12 protein-coding genes are annotated in these 14,275 nt (G+C 66.5%); 8 read left to right on the top strand and 4 right to left on the bottom strand.

Features of this window, described 5'->3' with window-relative positions; all coding sequences use genetic code 11:
* Window positions 1–474: 474 nt before the first annotated feature.
* Window positions 475–2,457 carry an APC family permease gene (locus B9C43_RS46805; RefSeq protein WP_084433770.1) on the top strand — a complete coding sequence of 661 codons (1,983 nt, stop codon included), beginning with the start codon at window positions 475–477 and terminating at the stop codon, window positions 2,455–2,457.
* Between the two features lie 210 nt (window positions 2,458–2,667).
* Here the strand turns inward: B9C43_RS46805 and B9C43_RS46800 are convergent, their stop codons facing one another.
* Both B9C43_RS46800 and B9C43_RS46795 read right to left on the bottom strand, forming a co-directional pair.
* A complete protein-coding gene (locus B9C43_RS46800; protein ID WP_084433769.1) occupies window positions 2,668–3,396 on the bottom strand; it encodes a GAF and ANTAR domain-containing protein in 729 nt (242 codons plus the stop codon).
* Window positions 3,397–3,979: 583 nt separating this feature from the next.
* A complete protein-coding gene (locus B9C43_RS46795; RefSeq protein WP_143447079.1) occupies window positions 3,980–6,583 on the bottom strand; it encodes a beta propeller repeat protein in 2,604 nt (867 codons plus the stop codon).
* A gap of 536 nt (window positions 6,584–7,119) precedes the next feature.
* On the opposite strand from B9C43_RS46795, the gene B9C43_RS46790 reads away from it, so the two are divergent.
* Entirely contained in the window at window positions 7,120–7,332 is a 213-nt protein-coding gene (locus B9C43_RS46790) for a hypothetical protein (protein ID WP_084433767.1), read from the top strand.
* Here the strand turns inward: B9C43_RS46790 and B9C43_RS46785 are convergent.
* Window positions 7,329–7,625 (bottom strand): hypothetical protein, encoded by a 297-nt coding sequence (locus B9C43_RS46785; protein WP_084433766.1) that lies wholly within the window; start codon window positions 7,623–7,625, stop codon window positions 7,329–7,331. The two genes, B9C43_RS46790 and B9C43_RS46785, sit on opposite strands and share 4 nt — an antisense overlap.
* A 93-nt stretch (window positions 7,626–7,718) precedes the next feature.
* The gene (locus B9C43_RS60295) at window positions 7,719–8,219 is read right to left on the bottom strand and encodes an ArsR/SmtB family transcription factor (protein WP_407657170.1); all 501 of its coding nucleotides are present in this window, start codon (window positions 8,217–8,219) and stop codon (window positions 7,719–7,721) included.
* A 479-nt stretch (window positions 8,220–8,698) separates the two neighbouring features.
* Between B9C43_RS60295 and B9C43_RS46775 the strand changes: the two genes are divergently transcribed.
* From B9C43_RS46775 to B9C43_RS46750, 6 genes are read left to right on the top strand one after another with little or no spacing between them, the layout of a single operon-like run.
* A complete protein-coding gene (locus B9C43_RS46775; protein ID WP_235039246.1) occupies window positions 8,699–9,490 on the top strand; it encodes a class I SAM-dependent methyltransferase in 792 nt (263 codons plus the stop codon).
* Between the two features lie 4 nt (window positions 9,491–9,494).
* Entirely contained in the window at window positions 9,495–10,538 is a 1,044-nt protein-coding gene (locus B9C43_RS46770) for a cysteine synthase family protein (RefSeq protein WP_084433764.1), read from the top strand.
* The gene (locus B9C43_RS46765) at window positions 10,535–11,374 is read left to right on the top strand and encodes a Rossmann-like domain-containing protein (protein WP_084433861.1); all 840 of its coding nucleotides are present in this window, start codon (window positions 10,535–10,537) and stop codon (window positions 11,372–11,374) included. Before B9C43_RS46770 ends, B9C43_RS46765 begins: the two co-directional genes overlap by 4 nt.
* A complete protein-coding gene (locus B9C43_RS46760) occupies window positions 11,374–12,369 on the top strand; it encodes an ABC transporter substrate-binding protein (RefSeq protein WP_084433763.1) in 996 nt (331 codons plus the stop codon). The genes B9C43_RS46765 and B9C43_RS46760 overlap by 1 nt, the downstream gene beginning before the upstream one ends.
* The gene (locus B9C43_RS46755; protein ID WP_084433762.1) at window positions 12,362–13,168 is read left to right on the top strand and encodes a class I SAM-dependent methyltransferase; all 807 of its coding nucleotides are present in this window, start codon (window positions 12,362–12,364) and stop codon (window positions 13,166–13,168) included. Before B9C43_RS46760 ends, B9C43_RS46755 begins: the two co-directional genes overlap by 8 nt.
* Window positions 13,165–14,247, top strand: a complete 1,083-nt coding sequence (locus B9C43_RS46750; RefSeq protein WP_084433761.1) for a FecCD family ABC transporter permease — start codon at window positions 13,165–13,167, stop codon at window positions 14,245–14,247. Before B9C43_RS46755 ends, B9C43_RS46750 begins: the two co-directional genes overlap by 4 nt.
* Window positions 14,248–14,275 lie beyond the last annotated feature (28 nt).

Raw genomic sequence — 14,275 nt, 5'->3', positions numbered from 1 at the left:
CATATCGCGTAAGAAACGCATCGCCTCGGCGTTAGAACCTTGCTGGTACCAGGCCTGATGACCTGGACTCGCAGCCGTGACAAGTGTGCTTTCCCGGCGTCGGACCGCGGTCAACCTGCGGGGGATTGCCAATAGCGAGTTCGCCATTCATCCGGTGGACGGCGTGACTGTTTGTCCCAAGTCACTGAGGCGTCCATTGGGGACGGCATCTGGTTCTACATTGTCCAGTTCGTCACGGTCGTCCTGCCCGCGCTAACGGCGATCGCGGCGGTCGTGGTGACGGTGAGCAACAGCGAAGGGGTGATTCGCTCGGTTAGTCCCGTTGTTCTTTACGGAATCCTGATGCCTGGGCCCGTGAGAAGCCGGGCGATCCGTAGGTAATCTGCGGCTGAGCGACGAGGACTTCAGGGGCGGCATCACGGGTGCCGAAGCCGGGCGCGTCGCGTTTCGCTGATCACCCGGAGTCACAAGCACATGAGTAGCGCGCCCGAGCTGGCCATCCCAGCGAGCGTCGAGAACCCTGCGTCCGCCAAGCCACCGGCTACGAGAATGGCCCGGTGGCTGATGCAGCACCGAGTGCAGCCGGTAGGGCCGGAAAGCGGTGAGGGACACGCGAAGCCGCAAGCGTGGTGGAAGGTCATGTGCCTGACCGGCGTGGACTACTTCTCGACGCTGTCGTACCTGCCAGCCATCGCGGCACTCGCCGCAGGTGCGCTGTCACCGTTGGCGACCTTGCTGATCGTGGCGCTCACGCTGCTTGGCATGCTGCCGATGTACCGGCGCGTCGCCAAGGAAAGCCCGAATGGGCAAGGCTCGGTCGCGATGCTCGAGCACCTGCTGCCGTTCTGGCGGGGCAAGATCTTCGTTCTGGTGTTGTTGGGTTTCGTGGCTACCTCGTGGATCGTCACCATCACGCTCTCGTCCGCGGATGCGACGGTCCACTTGCTCGAAAACCCGATCGCCCCGGGCTTCCTGCACGGCCAGGAAGTCCTCATCACCGTGATCCTGTTGCTGATCCTGGGTGGTGTGTTCCTGCTCGGCTTCACCGAGGCTGTCGGCGTAGCCATCCCGCTGGTCGCGATCTTCCTGCTGCTCAACGCGGTCATCGTCGGCGCGGGTGTGGTCGAGCTGGCCGCGAATCCCGAGCTGATGACCGGCTGGACGGACCGGCTCACCGCCGGCGGCAGTGGGTTCGGCGACATCGCCACCCCAGCGATCCTCGCGTTCCCGTTGTTGGTGCTCGGGCTTTCCGGGTTCGAAACCGGTGTGAGCATGATGCCGTTGATCGCCGCCAAAGGGCGGAACGCGGCGGAGCAGCTCCAGTCTCGGATCCGCAACACCCGAAAGCTGCTGACCGCGGCGGCCGTGATCATGTCGGTGTACTTGATCTCCACGAGTTTCGTTACCACGGTCCTGATCCCGGCCGAGAAGTTCCAGCCCGGGGGAGAGGCCAACGGCCGGGCGCTGGCGTATTTGGCGCACGAGCATCTGGGTGAGGTGTTCGGCACCGTCTACGACCTCAGCAGCGTGCTGATCCTGTGGTTCGCTGGTGCGTCGGCGATGGCCGGGCTGATCAACATCGTGCCGCGGTATCTGCCGTCGTACGGCATGGCGCCGGAATGGGGCCGTGCGGTGCGTCCGGTCGTGTTGGTCTACACCGCGATCAGCATCCTCATCACGATCATGTTCGGCGCTGACGTCAATGCCCAAGCCGGCGCCTATGCCACCGGGATCCTCGCCATGATGGTCTCCGGGTCCATCGCGGTGACGATCTCCGCGGTCCGTCATCGCCAGAAGCCCGCGACGATCGGCTTCACAGTACTGACGTTGGTGCTGTTGTACGCGTTGGTGGAGAACATCATCGAGAAACCCGACGGCATCGCGATCTCCGCCGCCTTCATCCTCGGTGTCGTCGTGATATCCCTGATATCGCGGGTAAGCCGGACCACTGAGCTGCGCGCCGACCGCATCGAGTTCGACGACAACGCCCGGCGGTTCATCACGGACACGTTGGTCCACGACGGGCAGGTCAACATCATCGCGAACAAGCGGCAGACCGGTCAGGGCGCCGAGTATCTGGCCAAGGAGTTGGAACAGCGCGGCATGAACCCGGTTCCCGGTGACGCGGACGTGCTGTTCCTCGAAATCGACGTCACGGACCCGTCCGCTTTCAGCGGTGTTCTGAAAGTCCGCGGCCATGAGGTTGACGGGCATCGAATCCTGCGCGCCCAGAGCCCAGCCGTGCCCAACGCGATCGCGGCCGTCCTGCTGGCACTGCGGGACGCCACTGGTGTCCGGCCGCACTGCTACTTCGAATGGTCCGAGGGCAGCCCGCTCGGCCACCTGTTCCGCTACCTGATCCTCGGCCAAGGTGACACACCACCCGTCGTCCGGGAGATCCTCCGCACCTGCGAGCCCGATCCCGTGCGCAGGCCAGGAATCCACGTCGGCGGGTAGACCAAAGCCGATCGGGCTGAGATCAACCGAGTCCTTCTTGCTCAAGCCGTCCAGTGCGCAGTGCCTCGTCCCGCAGGAGGATCTTTGTTTCTGTCGACTGGTCGCGCGTGGAGCACGCGCGGGCGGACAACGAATTATGTCCACACTCGACGGTTGGCTGGTTGCTCACGGAGGCATCGCAAGGGCTACAGCGGAAGGTGTCGTAGTTGGTCAGCCATTGTCGCTGGTTATTTTGTGGACGAAGTCGGCCGCGACGATGCGGAGTTTGACGTTGGTGCGCTGGGATTGGTCGATGAGCCGGGCCATCGCCTCCTCCTCGCTGATCTTGTGTACCGCCATGAGAATGCCTTTGGCCTGTTCGATGACGGCGCGCGACTGCATCGCGATTTCGAGGTGGGCGGCCAGGTTGCGGACGTTGTGGTAGCGGCGCGTTGTTCGCAGCGCGAATGTCACGACAGTGGTGTAGAGCCCGAGCAGTTGTCCGTCTGTTTCGGCAAAGCCGTGGTCACCGAAGCCGAAGAGGTTGATCGCGCCTGTGAGCTTGTCGTCGACGTGCAGCGGCGCGGCGACATAGCTGCCGACTTCGAGGCGCTTGGCGACGGCCACGAAGTCGGGCCACATCTCGCCGGCCGTACCGACGGACAATCGGATGATTTCGCCTGTGGCGGCCGCCTGAAGGCAAGGGCCGTCACCTGTCTCGTATTGAGCCCGGTCAAGCTGCTGGGCTCGGGGGTCGGCATACGCCGCGGTACTTGCGTGGCCGTTGTGGATCGCGGTGATACTGGCCATGTCGGCACCCGGGATCGCCCTGACCGCCTCGGCGCAGACCGCGTCCAGGATCTCGCTGCTCGAAGCATCAGTGTCCAGCGCCGCGGTCAGATTGGCCATCGCGGAGGTGAGTTCGTCCAGCATCTCGCCAGTCGGGTCAAGGCTCACCATGCCGACTCCATCCAGGGCGTCGAAGTAAGAACTACGCCGCTGGATGCTCAACGGTGAATGCGAGCGTATCGTGCCAGACCGGCCCTGACACCTGTCGGCTCACTGGTCTGGGTCGCGTCGATCGATACAGATGCGTAACGACTCAGGGTGCTTGCGCATAGAGGGTGGGGTTCGGGGTAGGCAGCCGGTGACCGCACCGAGTATTCCTGGGGTTGCGGTCACCCTCGTCGGTCAAACAGTTGGCCGGCGAGGGTCCATGAATTCGGATGTCCGCCCGGGCAGGAGAGTGTTCGGCTCGGTGCTCTGGTGCTCCGGCATGGACAGTAGGTCCGCTACGTGCCCTGCCAGCATTTCGACGTAGTTCGAGCTCCGGAAGTGTTACTGGCGGGTAGACCGGGGATCCGGGCCGGAGTGCCCGCGCAGCTCAATGTGGCCACTGGTCTGATGCCTCATCGAGGATGGCGGTTACGGCTGACTCCGGTGGCACCGGTCGGTGATGTGGCGGCATAGGACCGACAGCAAGACGTCGAGTGGCACTGTCTGCACCATTCGACGTCTTGCCAGATGCCAGGTCGCTTGTTGCTCAGTGAACAAGCGCCAGTGGTGCCTTCCAGATGCCGCGGCCGTGGGTCGCGGCATAGAGGTTGCCGTCATGGGAGGCGTGCAGGTCGTACACCGAGGTCAGTGGCAGGTCGAAGGCGTGAATGCCCCGGCTCAGACCGACTTTGCGCCATCGGATGGTTTGGGGTGTGGCGTTCTTGTCTGCCACCAGCACGCCGAGGTCAGTGCCGACGATCAGCTTGCCGCCGTGCACGACCACGTCGGTGGCGGGAACGTCCGGGAATCCGACCGACAGGTCTTCCCACGCGACGGCGACCCCGGCGGGTGACTTGCTGAGCTTGCCGCGGTACACGTGCTTGACGCCCGCACCGGGGCCTTCGATGAATCGCCGGTTGAAGCCGTTGAACACCAAGTACACCGTCGAGTTGGTGCGGTCGGACGGATCAAACGTGACGGCGTTCGGGTATCGGTTGGGCAGGCCGGTCATGTCCAGTTCGGTCCACGTGCCGCCCCAGTTGGTGGCCACACCCCGGGTGAAGCCAGTCGAGTTGCAATTGGACTCGCCGCACCACGACGCGATCACGGTGTCCTTGCTCTTGTCGGCGGGTGCATTGGGGTTGGCGACCGCGTCGAGGCCGACGATGAGCCTGGCCCCGGACTGATCCAACGTGTAGGCCTTGAGCCAACCCTTGGCCGGGTCGGCCGCAGCCTGCGCAGGGGTGTAGGAGAACGCATAGTCGTGGTGCCAGACGGAGTTTCCGCCCGCGACCCATCGTTCGCTTGACCCGTTGGCGATGTTCTTCGAACCGCGTACGACTCGGAACGGCGCGGTGAACCGGGCGTTGCGGTCGGGCACCGTGATATCGAAGATCGCACTGGTCGAACCATCGGACTGGCCGCAGTTCTTGGTCAACCAGAGAGCCAGGAACACGTACTCGTCAAGGATTTCGCATCCGTTGCGGGGGTTGACAATGATGTCACCACCGTCTCCGCCGAACGGGCTGACCTGCTTGCGTGCGCCGGCTCGTAGCAGTGATCCGCCGTTGTCCTGTAACCCGCCCGCGACCGCGGTTCCGCGGCCGTTGGGGTCGCGCCCGGTGCCTACGGAGTAGTACTGGAGCGTGCGCAGGCCGTCGCCGTGGTTGGCCCAGTCGGTCGCGTGTCCGGCGGCGTCTTCCTTGCTTGCGGATGGAGCGGACGGGCGTGAGTACACGCCGCCGTCGTTGCCGATCCACAAGGTGCCGTTCGCTATCGAGACCGAATGCTGGTCGGGATGCGTGGTGGCCGGGCAGCCGCCATCCGGTTTCGTCGCGTCGTAGCAAGGGAAGGGAAAGTTCCAGTACGGCCCGATGGTCTTCCAGGTCGTGCCGCCGTCTTCGGTCTCGTAGACCTCTTCGATGCCCACGAACACGTGCTGGGGATCGGCGGGGTCGACCTCGACGAAGTTGTTGTACCAGGCCTGGACTCCCGGTTTGTAATCCGGTGTCTGCAAGGCCGAGCCGGACAGCCGCAACTTCTCGGTGTCCGCGATCCTGGTCCACGGTCCGGTCAACGCGGTTGCGGTGAAGACTCCGGCCAGTGCGCTGTTGGATCCGTCGACCAGCCCGCTGGGCCGTTCCAGGATCATGTAGTGCCGGTTGCCGGACGTGGCGAACTCGGCGTTGCCCACGTCGGCGTTGTCGACTTGCCCCGTCAGCGGGGTCTTGACGAAGCTGCCGGGGGCGCCGTTGGGGGAGAGATAGAAGCCGTTGTAGGGGGCGCCAGAGCGCCATGCGGCGTTGGCGAGGATCTGCCCGCCCGGCCCGAACGCGACGTCGTTGACGATGTTGTCGTACGGCTTGGTGATGTCGTTGTCCGAGGCGGGATTGGGCATCAGGACCAGTTGCCATGGTTCGGTGTGGCGCGCGGGATCGGTCGAGTGCCGCCACAGGCCTCGACTGGTTGCCGCGTACACCGTTCCCGCGCCGTCGAACTTCAGTTGGTTGATGGAGCGCGACTCCAGTTCGATGCCGCCGACCCGGTCGGCCGGGCTGAACTCGCGCGCGTGCGATGCGTTGCGCAGGCGGTAAACCCCGGCGCCAGTGTAGGAAGTCGCGCTGGTGTTGGCCTCCCCGGTCGCGTACCACAGCACGTCCGCGCGTGAGTCGTGGACAAGATCGCCTGTGGACAATGCCAGGATGCGGTCCGAGATGGGCGTCCACTGACTGCCAGGGCTGGTGCGCTTGCGGAACACTCCGCCGTTGGCTCCACCGGCGAACACGACATTGGCACTCGCGGCAAGGCCGGTCACTCGGCCTGCGACGTTGCCCCAGCCCGCGCCGGAGTTGGAGAAGTTCGGGTCCCGGTACGCGGGATCGTTCGAGTCGTACGGTTGTCTGGTGACCTCGAACCACGGCGTGTACGTGTCCGGCAAGCCCTCCAGCGAGGCAAGTGCTTCGCCGTATTCGCCCGGTTCGACCGAACCGTAGGGCGCCAGCCGGGCCATCGCTTCCTGCTGGGCAAAGGTCTTGATACCAGCCGATCCGGCGTTCTGCCCGGCCACCGGTTTCGGCCGCTTGATCGGACGGGAGTCGGCCGAGGCAGGAGCCGCCACGGCCGAGGCGATCACCGCGACTGCCACAGTCACCACACTGAGTCTCTTCTTTGCCTTGTATAACAGGGTTCTGGACACCGTTCCTCCAGGGACACGTCAATTCCGGCTTGGCGGCGGCACGGTACTCGGCCCTGGGGTGAACACAGAAGATGCATCGGGACGAAAGAACGGGACGAAAGAGTGGCGCCGCCGTGACGCGTCGCCCGCGGCTGCTGGTCCTGGACGAGCCCACGTGGATACACCGCGACAACCGAGGCTTGCCCTGCGCGCCAACGGGGTGTCGTAGCTGTGGATCACATACGACGTCGCGGCCGTCGACGGAGCCGTGGGCCGGGTGCTGGTGATGGACGCCGGTCGCGTCGTCGATGCGCCCTGCACAGCCAACTGATGGCCAGCCCGGCCTCGGCGGCGGTTGCCGCTCTCGTCACGGCAACCGTGCCCGCCGGCCCACAACGGCCAGAATCCACAGGTGTCGTCGACGCCGTGCTGGCGCGTGCCGGGATCGGCAAAGGCCCGCTCGCCCGCTGCGTGGCAGGTCTGCACCGCCCATCGCGGGGCACCATCCGTTCGTGCTGGTCTGCGACGAGATCACGGCCGCTCTCGACACCGTCACTCAGGCGGCGATCCTTGACCTGCTCAAGTATGGGCCGCGCACGGGCCTGAGTGTTGTGCTCATCGCCTGCAACCTCGCCGTCGCCGAGAACGTCGCCGACGAGATCCGCGTACTGGCCGACGGTCGGCTCGGCAGCGAGCCGTCCGCGGTCAGTTCTCGATTCGATTAGTGGTCGTCGTAGTGACCGTCGTGCGGGGCGTGGCGGTGTCCGTTGTGGACATAGTCGATGTGGTCGCCGTGGGGGATGGCGACGTGTCCGCACCCTTCGCCGTGTGTGTGGTCGTGTCCGTCGTGTGCGGTGTGTTCAGTGGACTCGCACTCGTCCCAGTGACCCTCGTGGTTCCGGTGCACGTGTCCGTCGTGGACATAGTCGACGTGGTCACCATGCGGGATCGCCACGTGTCCGCATCCCTCGCCGTGGGCATGAGTGTGCGCTTCGTGCGGCGCGTGTGCCGTTGTCATGTGTTTGCTCCTTTCGTGGACCAACACATCAAAACATCTGCATGTATCGATGTCAAAGCTTGTGCACGGGTGTGACGAGAGACAACAGGCGCGTCAGTGGTCGTCGTAATGGTCGTCGTGTGGGGCGTGGCGGTGTCCATCGTGGATGTAGTCGATGTGGTCGCCGTGCGGGATGGCGACGTGTCCGCATCCCTCGCCGTGCACGTGCCGATGGTTGCGGTGCGGAAGATGGGGGCCTGGCTCGCAGTCCGTCCAGCGGGCAGGCCTGCCGGTCAACCGATGGAGGCTCCCGTTGTGCAGGTAGTCGACATGGTCCTGGTGCGGGACGGCCACGTGTCCGCACTCCGGTCCGTGCTCGTGGGACCCGCCCAGGTGACCCTGGTCCGTGGCGTACCGGCGTGCCAGGAGGGCGAGGAGCTCTGGTGTCGGGCCATCGTCGACAAGGGCATACGTCACCGCGCGGCCATCCCGGTGGGCCCGAACCAGGCCACTACCGCGAAGGATGCTCAAGTGGTGGGAGACCAGCGGCTGCGGCGCCTGCAGTGATTCGCTCAGTTCAGTCACGCGGGTGGGCCCCTCGGCCAACCGAAGCATCAGGGATAGCCGGAACGGCGAGGACAACGCGCGAAAGACGGCTGCCAGTGACTCCAGCGCCACCTGCGACAAATCGGGCACAAAACAGCAAAACATCGACATGTCAGCATGTCAATCATGGGCATCCCGCGGTCAGCGTGGCTCTGCGAGAGATGGCACCATGTCGTCTTGCCCTCGTGGCGAGGCTCCTGCGGATCCACTGTGGACTAAGTGTGCCGAAGTGCTCGCCGGTCAGCTGATCGTGCCGGACATGCTTGAGTGCGCATTCCTTTATCTGTGAACGGTATTGGCCGAAGTCCGTCTGTGAATCGTCCTCAGTGGACACATGTGACCACCGTCGGTGAGGGAGTGCGTCGCCGGTGGTGGTATCCGTCAGCCGAGTGTGTTAATAATGAAAACCGTTTCCGGCAAAGAGGGCAGTTCGAACGAGGTTCACCGGCTGGGACGAGTCTCGGTGACGACCGAAGGGGAATTCGACTGTGCATCAACCGCCTACCACCGGCGCGGCTCCCGGGCCGCCCGTCCTTCCTGGCACCGCGACGGGATGGGAGCTGCACAGCAGGCTGCCGCACACGTTGCCGGCAGAGGAGATCCGGGCCATCAACAACCCGAGCCGCGCCATTCACGAACACCGCACGTACCACTGGAACGGCTGGGATTTCGACCTTCCGCCCGGCGTGTTTCACCCGGGTGAGACCAGCCGGCTGGTGCACAGTCGTCTGCTCGACGGGACGCTGCCGGTGACGGGGTTGCGCTACGCGGCGATGGGCGCGGGCCTCGGTGTGGAAGCCGTGGTGGCCGGTGTGCGAGGTGCGCGCGTCGTGTACGCGCTGGACGTGCATCCGGAGAGCGTGCGTACGACGGCACGGCACTACGAGCGGATCGTCGGCACTGATGGGCCGCCATTGGTCCCGTTGGTGGCCGATGTGTGGGAGGGCTTCCCGGACGGCGAGCAAGTGGACGTCGTGACGTTCAACCCGCCGGCCATCGAGTTGCCGCTGACCGACGACCCGGAGATCGTGCGCAACCTGTGTCTGGGGCGGGACATCGCGGCTCGCTTCTTCGGCCAGCTGGTGGCCAGGGATCTGCTCGCGCCGGGTGGCGTGGTGTACCTGATCCTGTCGAACACCGCGCCGCTGCGCGACATCGTGGCGATGGCCCTGGAGAGCGGGTTCGGCGCCGAGGTGGTTCATGTGGAGGACTGGCCGGGCGACAACGTGCAGACCTATCTGTTCGCCTTACGCCGCGAGAGCCAGACGGGGGAGGACTGACCGCGTGCACGAGCACTACGCGGACGCCATCGCCGAGCCTGACCACATCCGACTCGCTCCCGACCTGGTGTGCATGCGGTTCGAGGTGATGAAGGTGCGTTCCGCGCTCGGTGCGGTGCGCCACTTGCTCGCCACCGGCAGGATCCGCCCGGGGGACACCTTGGTGGACAGCTCCAGCGGAATCTACGCGCTGGCATTGGCTTTGGCGTGTCATCGGTACGGGATGCGGTGCCACATCGTGGGTTCGACGACGGTGGACGAGACGTTGCGGATCCAGTTGGAGATTCTCGGCGCGACGCTGGAGCGCATGCCGCCGTCGACGGACCTGATGCTGGACCAGAACCGGCGGGTTGAGCGGGTCGGGCAGCTGTTGCTGGAGAATCCGGGGTACCACTGGATGCGCCAGTACCACGACGGGATCCACTATGCCGGGTACCGGGAGGTGGCCGAGCGACTCGACCGGGAACTGCCGTTGGAGCCGCTGACAATTGTCGGCGGTGTGGGGACCGGCGCGTCGACTGGTGCGCTCGCGGAGTACCTGCGCGCGATGGGCCGGGATGTGCGGCTGGTCGGGATCCAGCCGTTCGGCAGCGTGACGTTCGGCGCGGAGCACACCGCCGACCCCGACATGATCATCGCGGGGATCGGCAGTTCGATCGAGTTCCGCAACGTCCGCCGGGAGTTGTACGACCGGGTCCACTGGGTGTCGTTCCGGTATGCCCAGGCCGGTGCGGTGGCGCTGTTACGGGACAGCGGGATCTTCGCCGGACTGTCCGCGGGCGCTGCGTACCTGGCCAGCCAGTGGGAGCGCGACCGTGCTCCCGGGCGCACCATGGTCTTCCTCGCCCCAGACACCGGACACCGGTACGTGTCAGCGGCGTTCGCGGCGCACTCCGACGTTCCCGATCTCGCTGAGCTTTCGCCCCATGAGGTGTCCGGCAGCGACAAAGTCGTGCTGCCGTGGTCTGTCACTGACTGGGCTACCGACCTGCCCACCCAGCGAGGCGCCTCGCGGCTGCCGGTCGGAGTGCCGGGGTGGTCGTCATGACAGGGAGCTTGGGGACTGTCGCGGACTTGGTGGCCGAAGTGCTTGCGGGTCGCCGGGGCCCTGATCCCGCCGAGGTCGTCGCGACAAGCGTGTTCTGGGTGCACCACGGCACCCGGCTCGCCGGCGGGAACGTCACCTACCGCAACCAGTACCTGCTGGTGCGCATCGGCACCGCGTTCGGGGCGTGCGCCTTCGAAAGCGGTGAAGTGGAACCTGATGTCTGCGCGGAAGCGTCTGGCCGAAGTGTGGCCGAACTGTTGCGTGTGGACGTTGCCCCGCTGCGGATCGCAGCGCTGGACGCGTACCTCGGCGCGATCGCTCCACACCGAGACGACTCACGGGCCGAGCCGATCGAACTGCCGACCGGGACACCGGAGACCAGGGCGGCGGCCAGGGACGCCGCCGTGGCCGGATTGCTCGACGTGCCACCCGGATCCAAGGTCGGGCTCATCGGCGTGGTGAACCCATTGGTCGCGGCGATCCGGGAGCGCGGGGCGGAGCCGCTGCTGTGTGATCTGAACCTGCGCACCACCCGCTGGGGCGATTCGATCACCCCGGACATGACGGAAGTGCTCGACGCCGCCGACGCGGTCGTGGCGACCGGAATGACCATCGGCAACGGCACGTTCGACACCATCCTCGCTCGCTGCCGCGAACGGCAGATACCGCTGGCGGTGTACGCACAAACCGGCGCCGCCGTCGCCCGGGAGTTCCTCGGCAGCGGTCTTACCGCGCTGTCGGCCGAGCCGTTTCCGTTCTCCCAGTTCAGCGCCGATGCCACGGCACTGCACGTCTACCGCGCCGACCAACCAAGCCGGAAGGACGACTCTTCCTGATGCAGCACCCCATCCGACGTTCCTGGCTCGTTCTGGTGGCCGCCGTCAGCGTGCTGGCCACCGCCTGCGGTGGTGATGGCGGTCAGGACACCGGCGCCGCCGCCGAGGGTTTCCCGATGACGGTGAAGAACTGCGGCCGGGACGTGACCATCGAACGACGGCCGGAGCGGCTGTACGTGATCGGTGGGGAAGCCGGCACCTTGGTGCACGCGGCCGGTGGCACGGACCGGATTGGCATCTTCTCACCGTTGATCGGCGAGCCGCTGGGCGACGCGGCCGGTCCGCTCGGTCAGCGTGAGCAGGCTCCGATCAAGAGTTCGAAGAGCATCTCCCGCGAGGTGATCATCGGTGCGAAGCCCGATCTGGTGGTGACCTACGGGCTCAACGAGTTCGGTCCGGAGGACCTGCGGGCCGCCGGTATCCCGACGCTGGTCATCAGCGGCTACTGCGGCGGGTTCGGTGCCGGTCAGTCCGAGATCCAGGATCCGTTGGAAGGCGTCTACGCCGACATCGAAACCCTCGGCCGGGTCCTGCGGACGGAGGAACAGGCCAAGCAAGCGGTCACCGGGCTGAAAGGCCGCGTCGAGGCGGTACGCCAGCGCGGCCAGCAGTCGCCGCCGTCTTCGAACTCGACCGCCGCGGTGTTCGTCGCCGGTCCGGACAGCGACCTCGACGCCTACGGGCGGCGCAGCATGATCCACCAGCAGATGACCTACGCGGGTCTGTCGAACGTCTTCCAGAACACCGACGAGCGGCTCTTCGACGTGAACACCGAGGCCTTGATCAACGCGGCCCCGCAGCGGCTGATCGCCCTCTACGAACCGGGCGACATCGACGAGCAGGCCGTTCGGACCTCGCTCACCAGCCGCCCGGAACTCGGCCCGCTCCCGGCGGTCACCGGCGGCAAGGTGACGGTGCTGGACTTCTTCTACTCGGGACACGGCACGCTCGCCGTGGACGGCCTGGAGAAGCTGGCCGGGCAGGTCCATGGGTGACGGTGCCCTGACCGATCACGCGGCCGCCTACTGGAGCAGCCAGGCCGCCCGGTACGACCGCTGGGGCGACCTGGCCCACGGGCACCCGAGGTACCGCGAGGCGTGGACCGACGCGCTCGGCCGACTTGCCGGCCACCCGGTGCGTGACGGCACCGCGCCGCGGCGGGTCGCCGACATCGGCTGTGGCACGGGTGAGCTCGCGCTGCTGCTCGCGACCATGGGGCACAGGGTTTCCGGCTACGACATCGCACCCGGCATGCTGGAGCGAGCGCGGGCCAACATCACTGCGGCGGGCGCCCTGAACGGCGCCGTCGACGTGGCAATGGCCGAGTCACGGGACCTGCCGGTCGAGGACGGCTCGTTCGACGTGGTGATCAGCCGGATGGTGTTCTGGGCGCTGCCCGACCCGGTGGCCGCGCTGGCGGAGTGGCACCGCGTACTGGCCCCCGGTGGCCGGATCGTGGTGATCGACGCCTTGCATTTCGCCCAGCCCACCACAGCGCTTGGGCGGCTCCGGAACACGGCCAGCCGTCTGTTTTGGACAGTGCTGGGCTGGGTCGACCGGCACCGTCCAGCCGCATCGGCTCCGGCACGCCCAAGCGGGCCGGGTGACGGCTGGCGATCAGTCGACGAGCCCGCGAACCTGTTCGCCGCCGCGGGCATGCCTGGTGTTCGGGTCGATTGGCTCGATGACGTGGCCGCGGCACACCGCAAGACCGCGCCACTGCGCTGGCGGCTCGCCGGGTTGCTGCCCCGCTTCTACACCCTGAGCTGGACAGGCGCGGAGGCACGAGCATGACCGCGACTCTCGGCACCGCTGACACGCACGTCGACGATCTCGACCATGGTCGCCGCAGCAAGCGCACTGTGCTGTGGGTTGCTGGCCTGGTCGGCGTGTTGGTGGTCAGCATCCCGGTCGCGGTCGGGCTGGGGCCAGTGGCCATCTCGCCCGACGTCGTCGCGCGGATCATCGGCAACCATGTTTTCGGTTGGCCGGAGATGACCTGGGGCCGGTCCGAGGACAGCATTGTCTGGTTGGTACGGACACCTCGCGTGCTACTCGCCGCCGTCGTCGGGGCCGCGCTCGCGATCTCCGGGGGCGCGCTGCAGGCCTTGGTCCGCAACGTGCTGGCCGAGCCTTACCTGCTCGGCGTCACCTCCGGCGCCTCGACCGGTGCGGCGTTGACTCTGCTGTTCGGGGTGGGCACCGCTTTCGGTGCGAGCTCGCTGACCGGCAGCGCGTTCGTGGGCGCGATCGCCGCGATGGGGGTGGTGTTCGCGCTGGCGCGTGCCGGTGGGCGGATCACCTCGGTGCGGCTGCTGCTGGCCGGAGTCGCCGTCGGCTACGTGCTCAACGCCGCCACCAGCTTCCTGATCTTCGCCTCGGACGATCCGGAAGGGGCGCGGGCGGTGCTGTTCTGGTTGCTCGGCTCGCTCAGCAGGGCGTCCTGGTCCGGGGTGGCCGTCGCCGGGGCGCTGATGATCGCCGCATTTCTGGTGCTGCTGCTGTGGTCCCGCAAGCTGGATGCCTTGACGTTGGGCGACGACACCGCTCACGCGCTGGGCAGCCCACCGGCGCGGCTGCGGGCGCAGGCGCTGTTGGTCGTGGCGCTCTGTGTAGGTGCCGCTGTCGCGGTGTCGGGCGGAATTGGCTTCGTCGGCCTGGTCGTTCCGCACGTCGCCCGGCTCTGTGTGGGCGGCGTGCATCGGCGGCTGTTGCCAGTCTCCGCGTTGATCGGAGCGTCCTTCCTGATCTGGGCCGACGTGGTGGCCCGGATGGCCTTCGTCCCCCGAGAGCTGCCCATCGGCATCGTCACCGCCGTGGTGGGCGCGCCGTTCCTGCTGATCTTGGTCCGCCGACTGCGCTCAACCACCTGACGCCGCTCATAAGGAGGCTTGATCCGTC

Origin of the sequence: Kibdelosporangium aridum (assembly GCF_900176515.1) — a bacterium.
Taxonomy (GTDB): Bacteria; Actinomycetota; Actinomycetes; order Mycobacteriales; family Pseudonocardiaceae; genus Kibdelosporangium; species Kibdelosporangium aridum.
The sequence above is the reverse complement of the archived record's forward strand: the minus strand, read 5'-3'. Positions and strand labels throughout refer to the sequence as shown.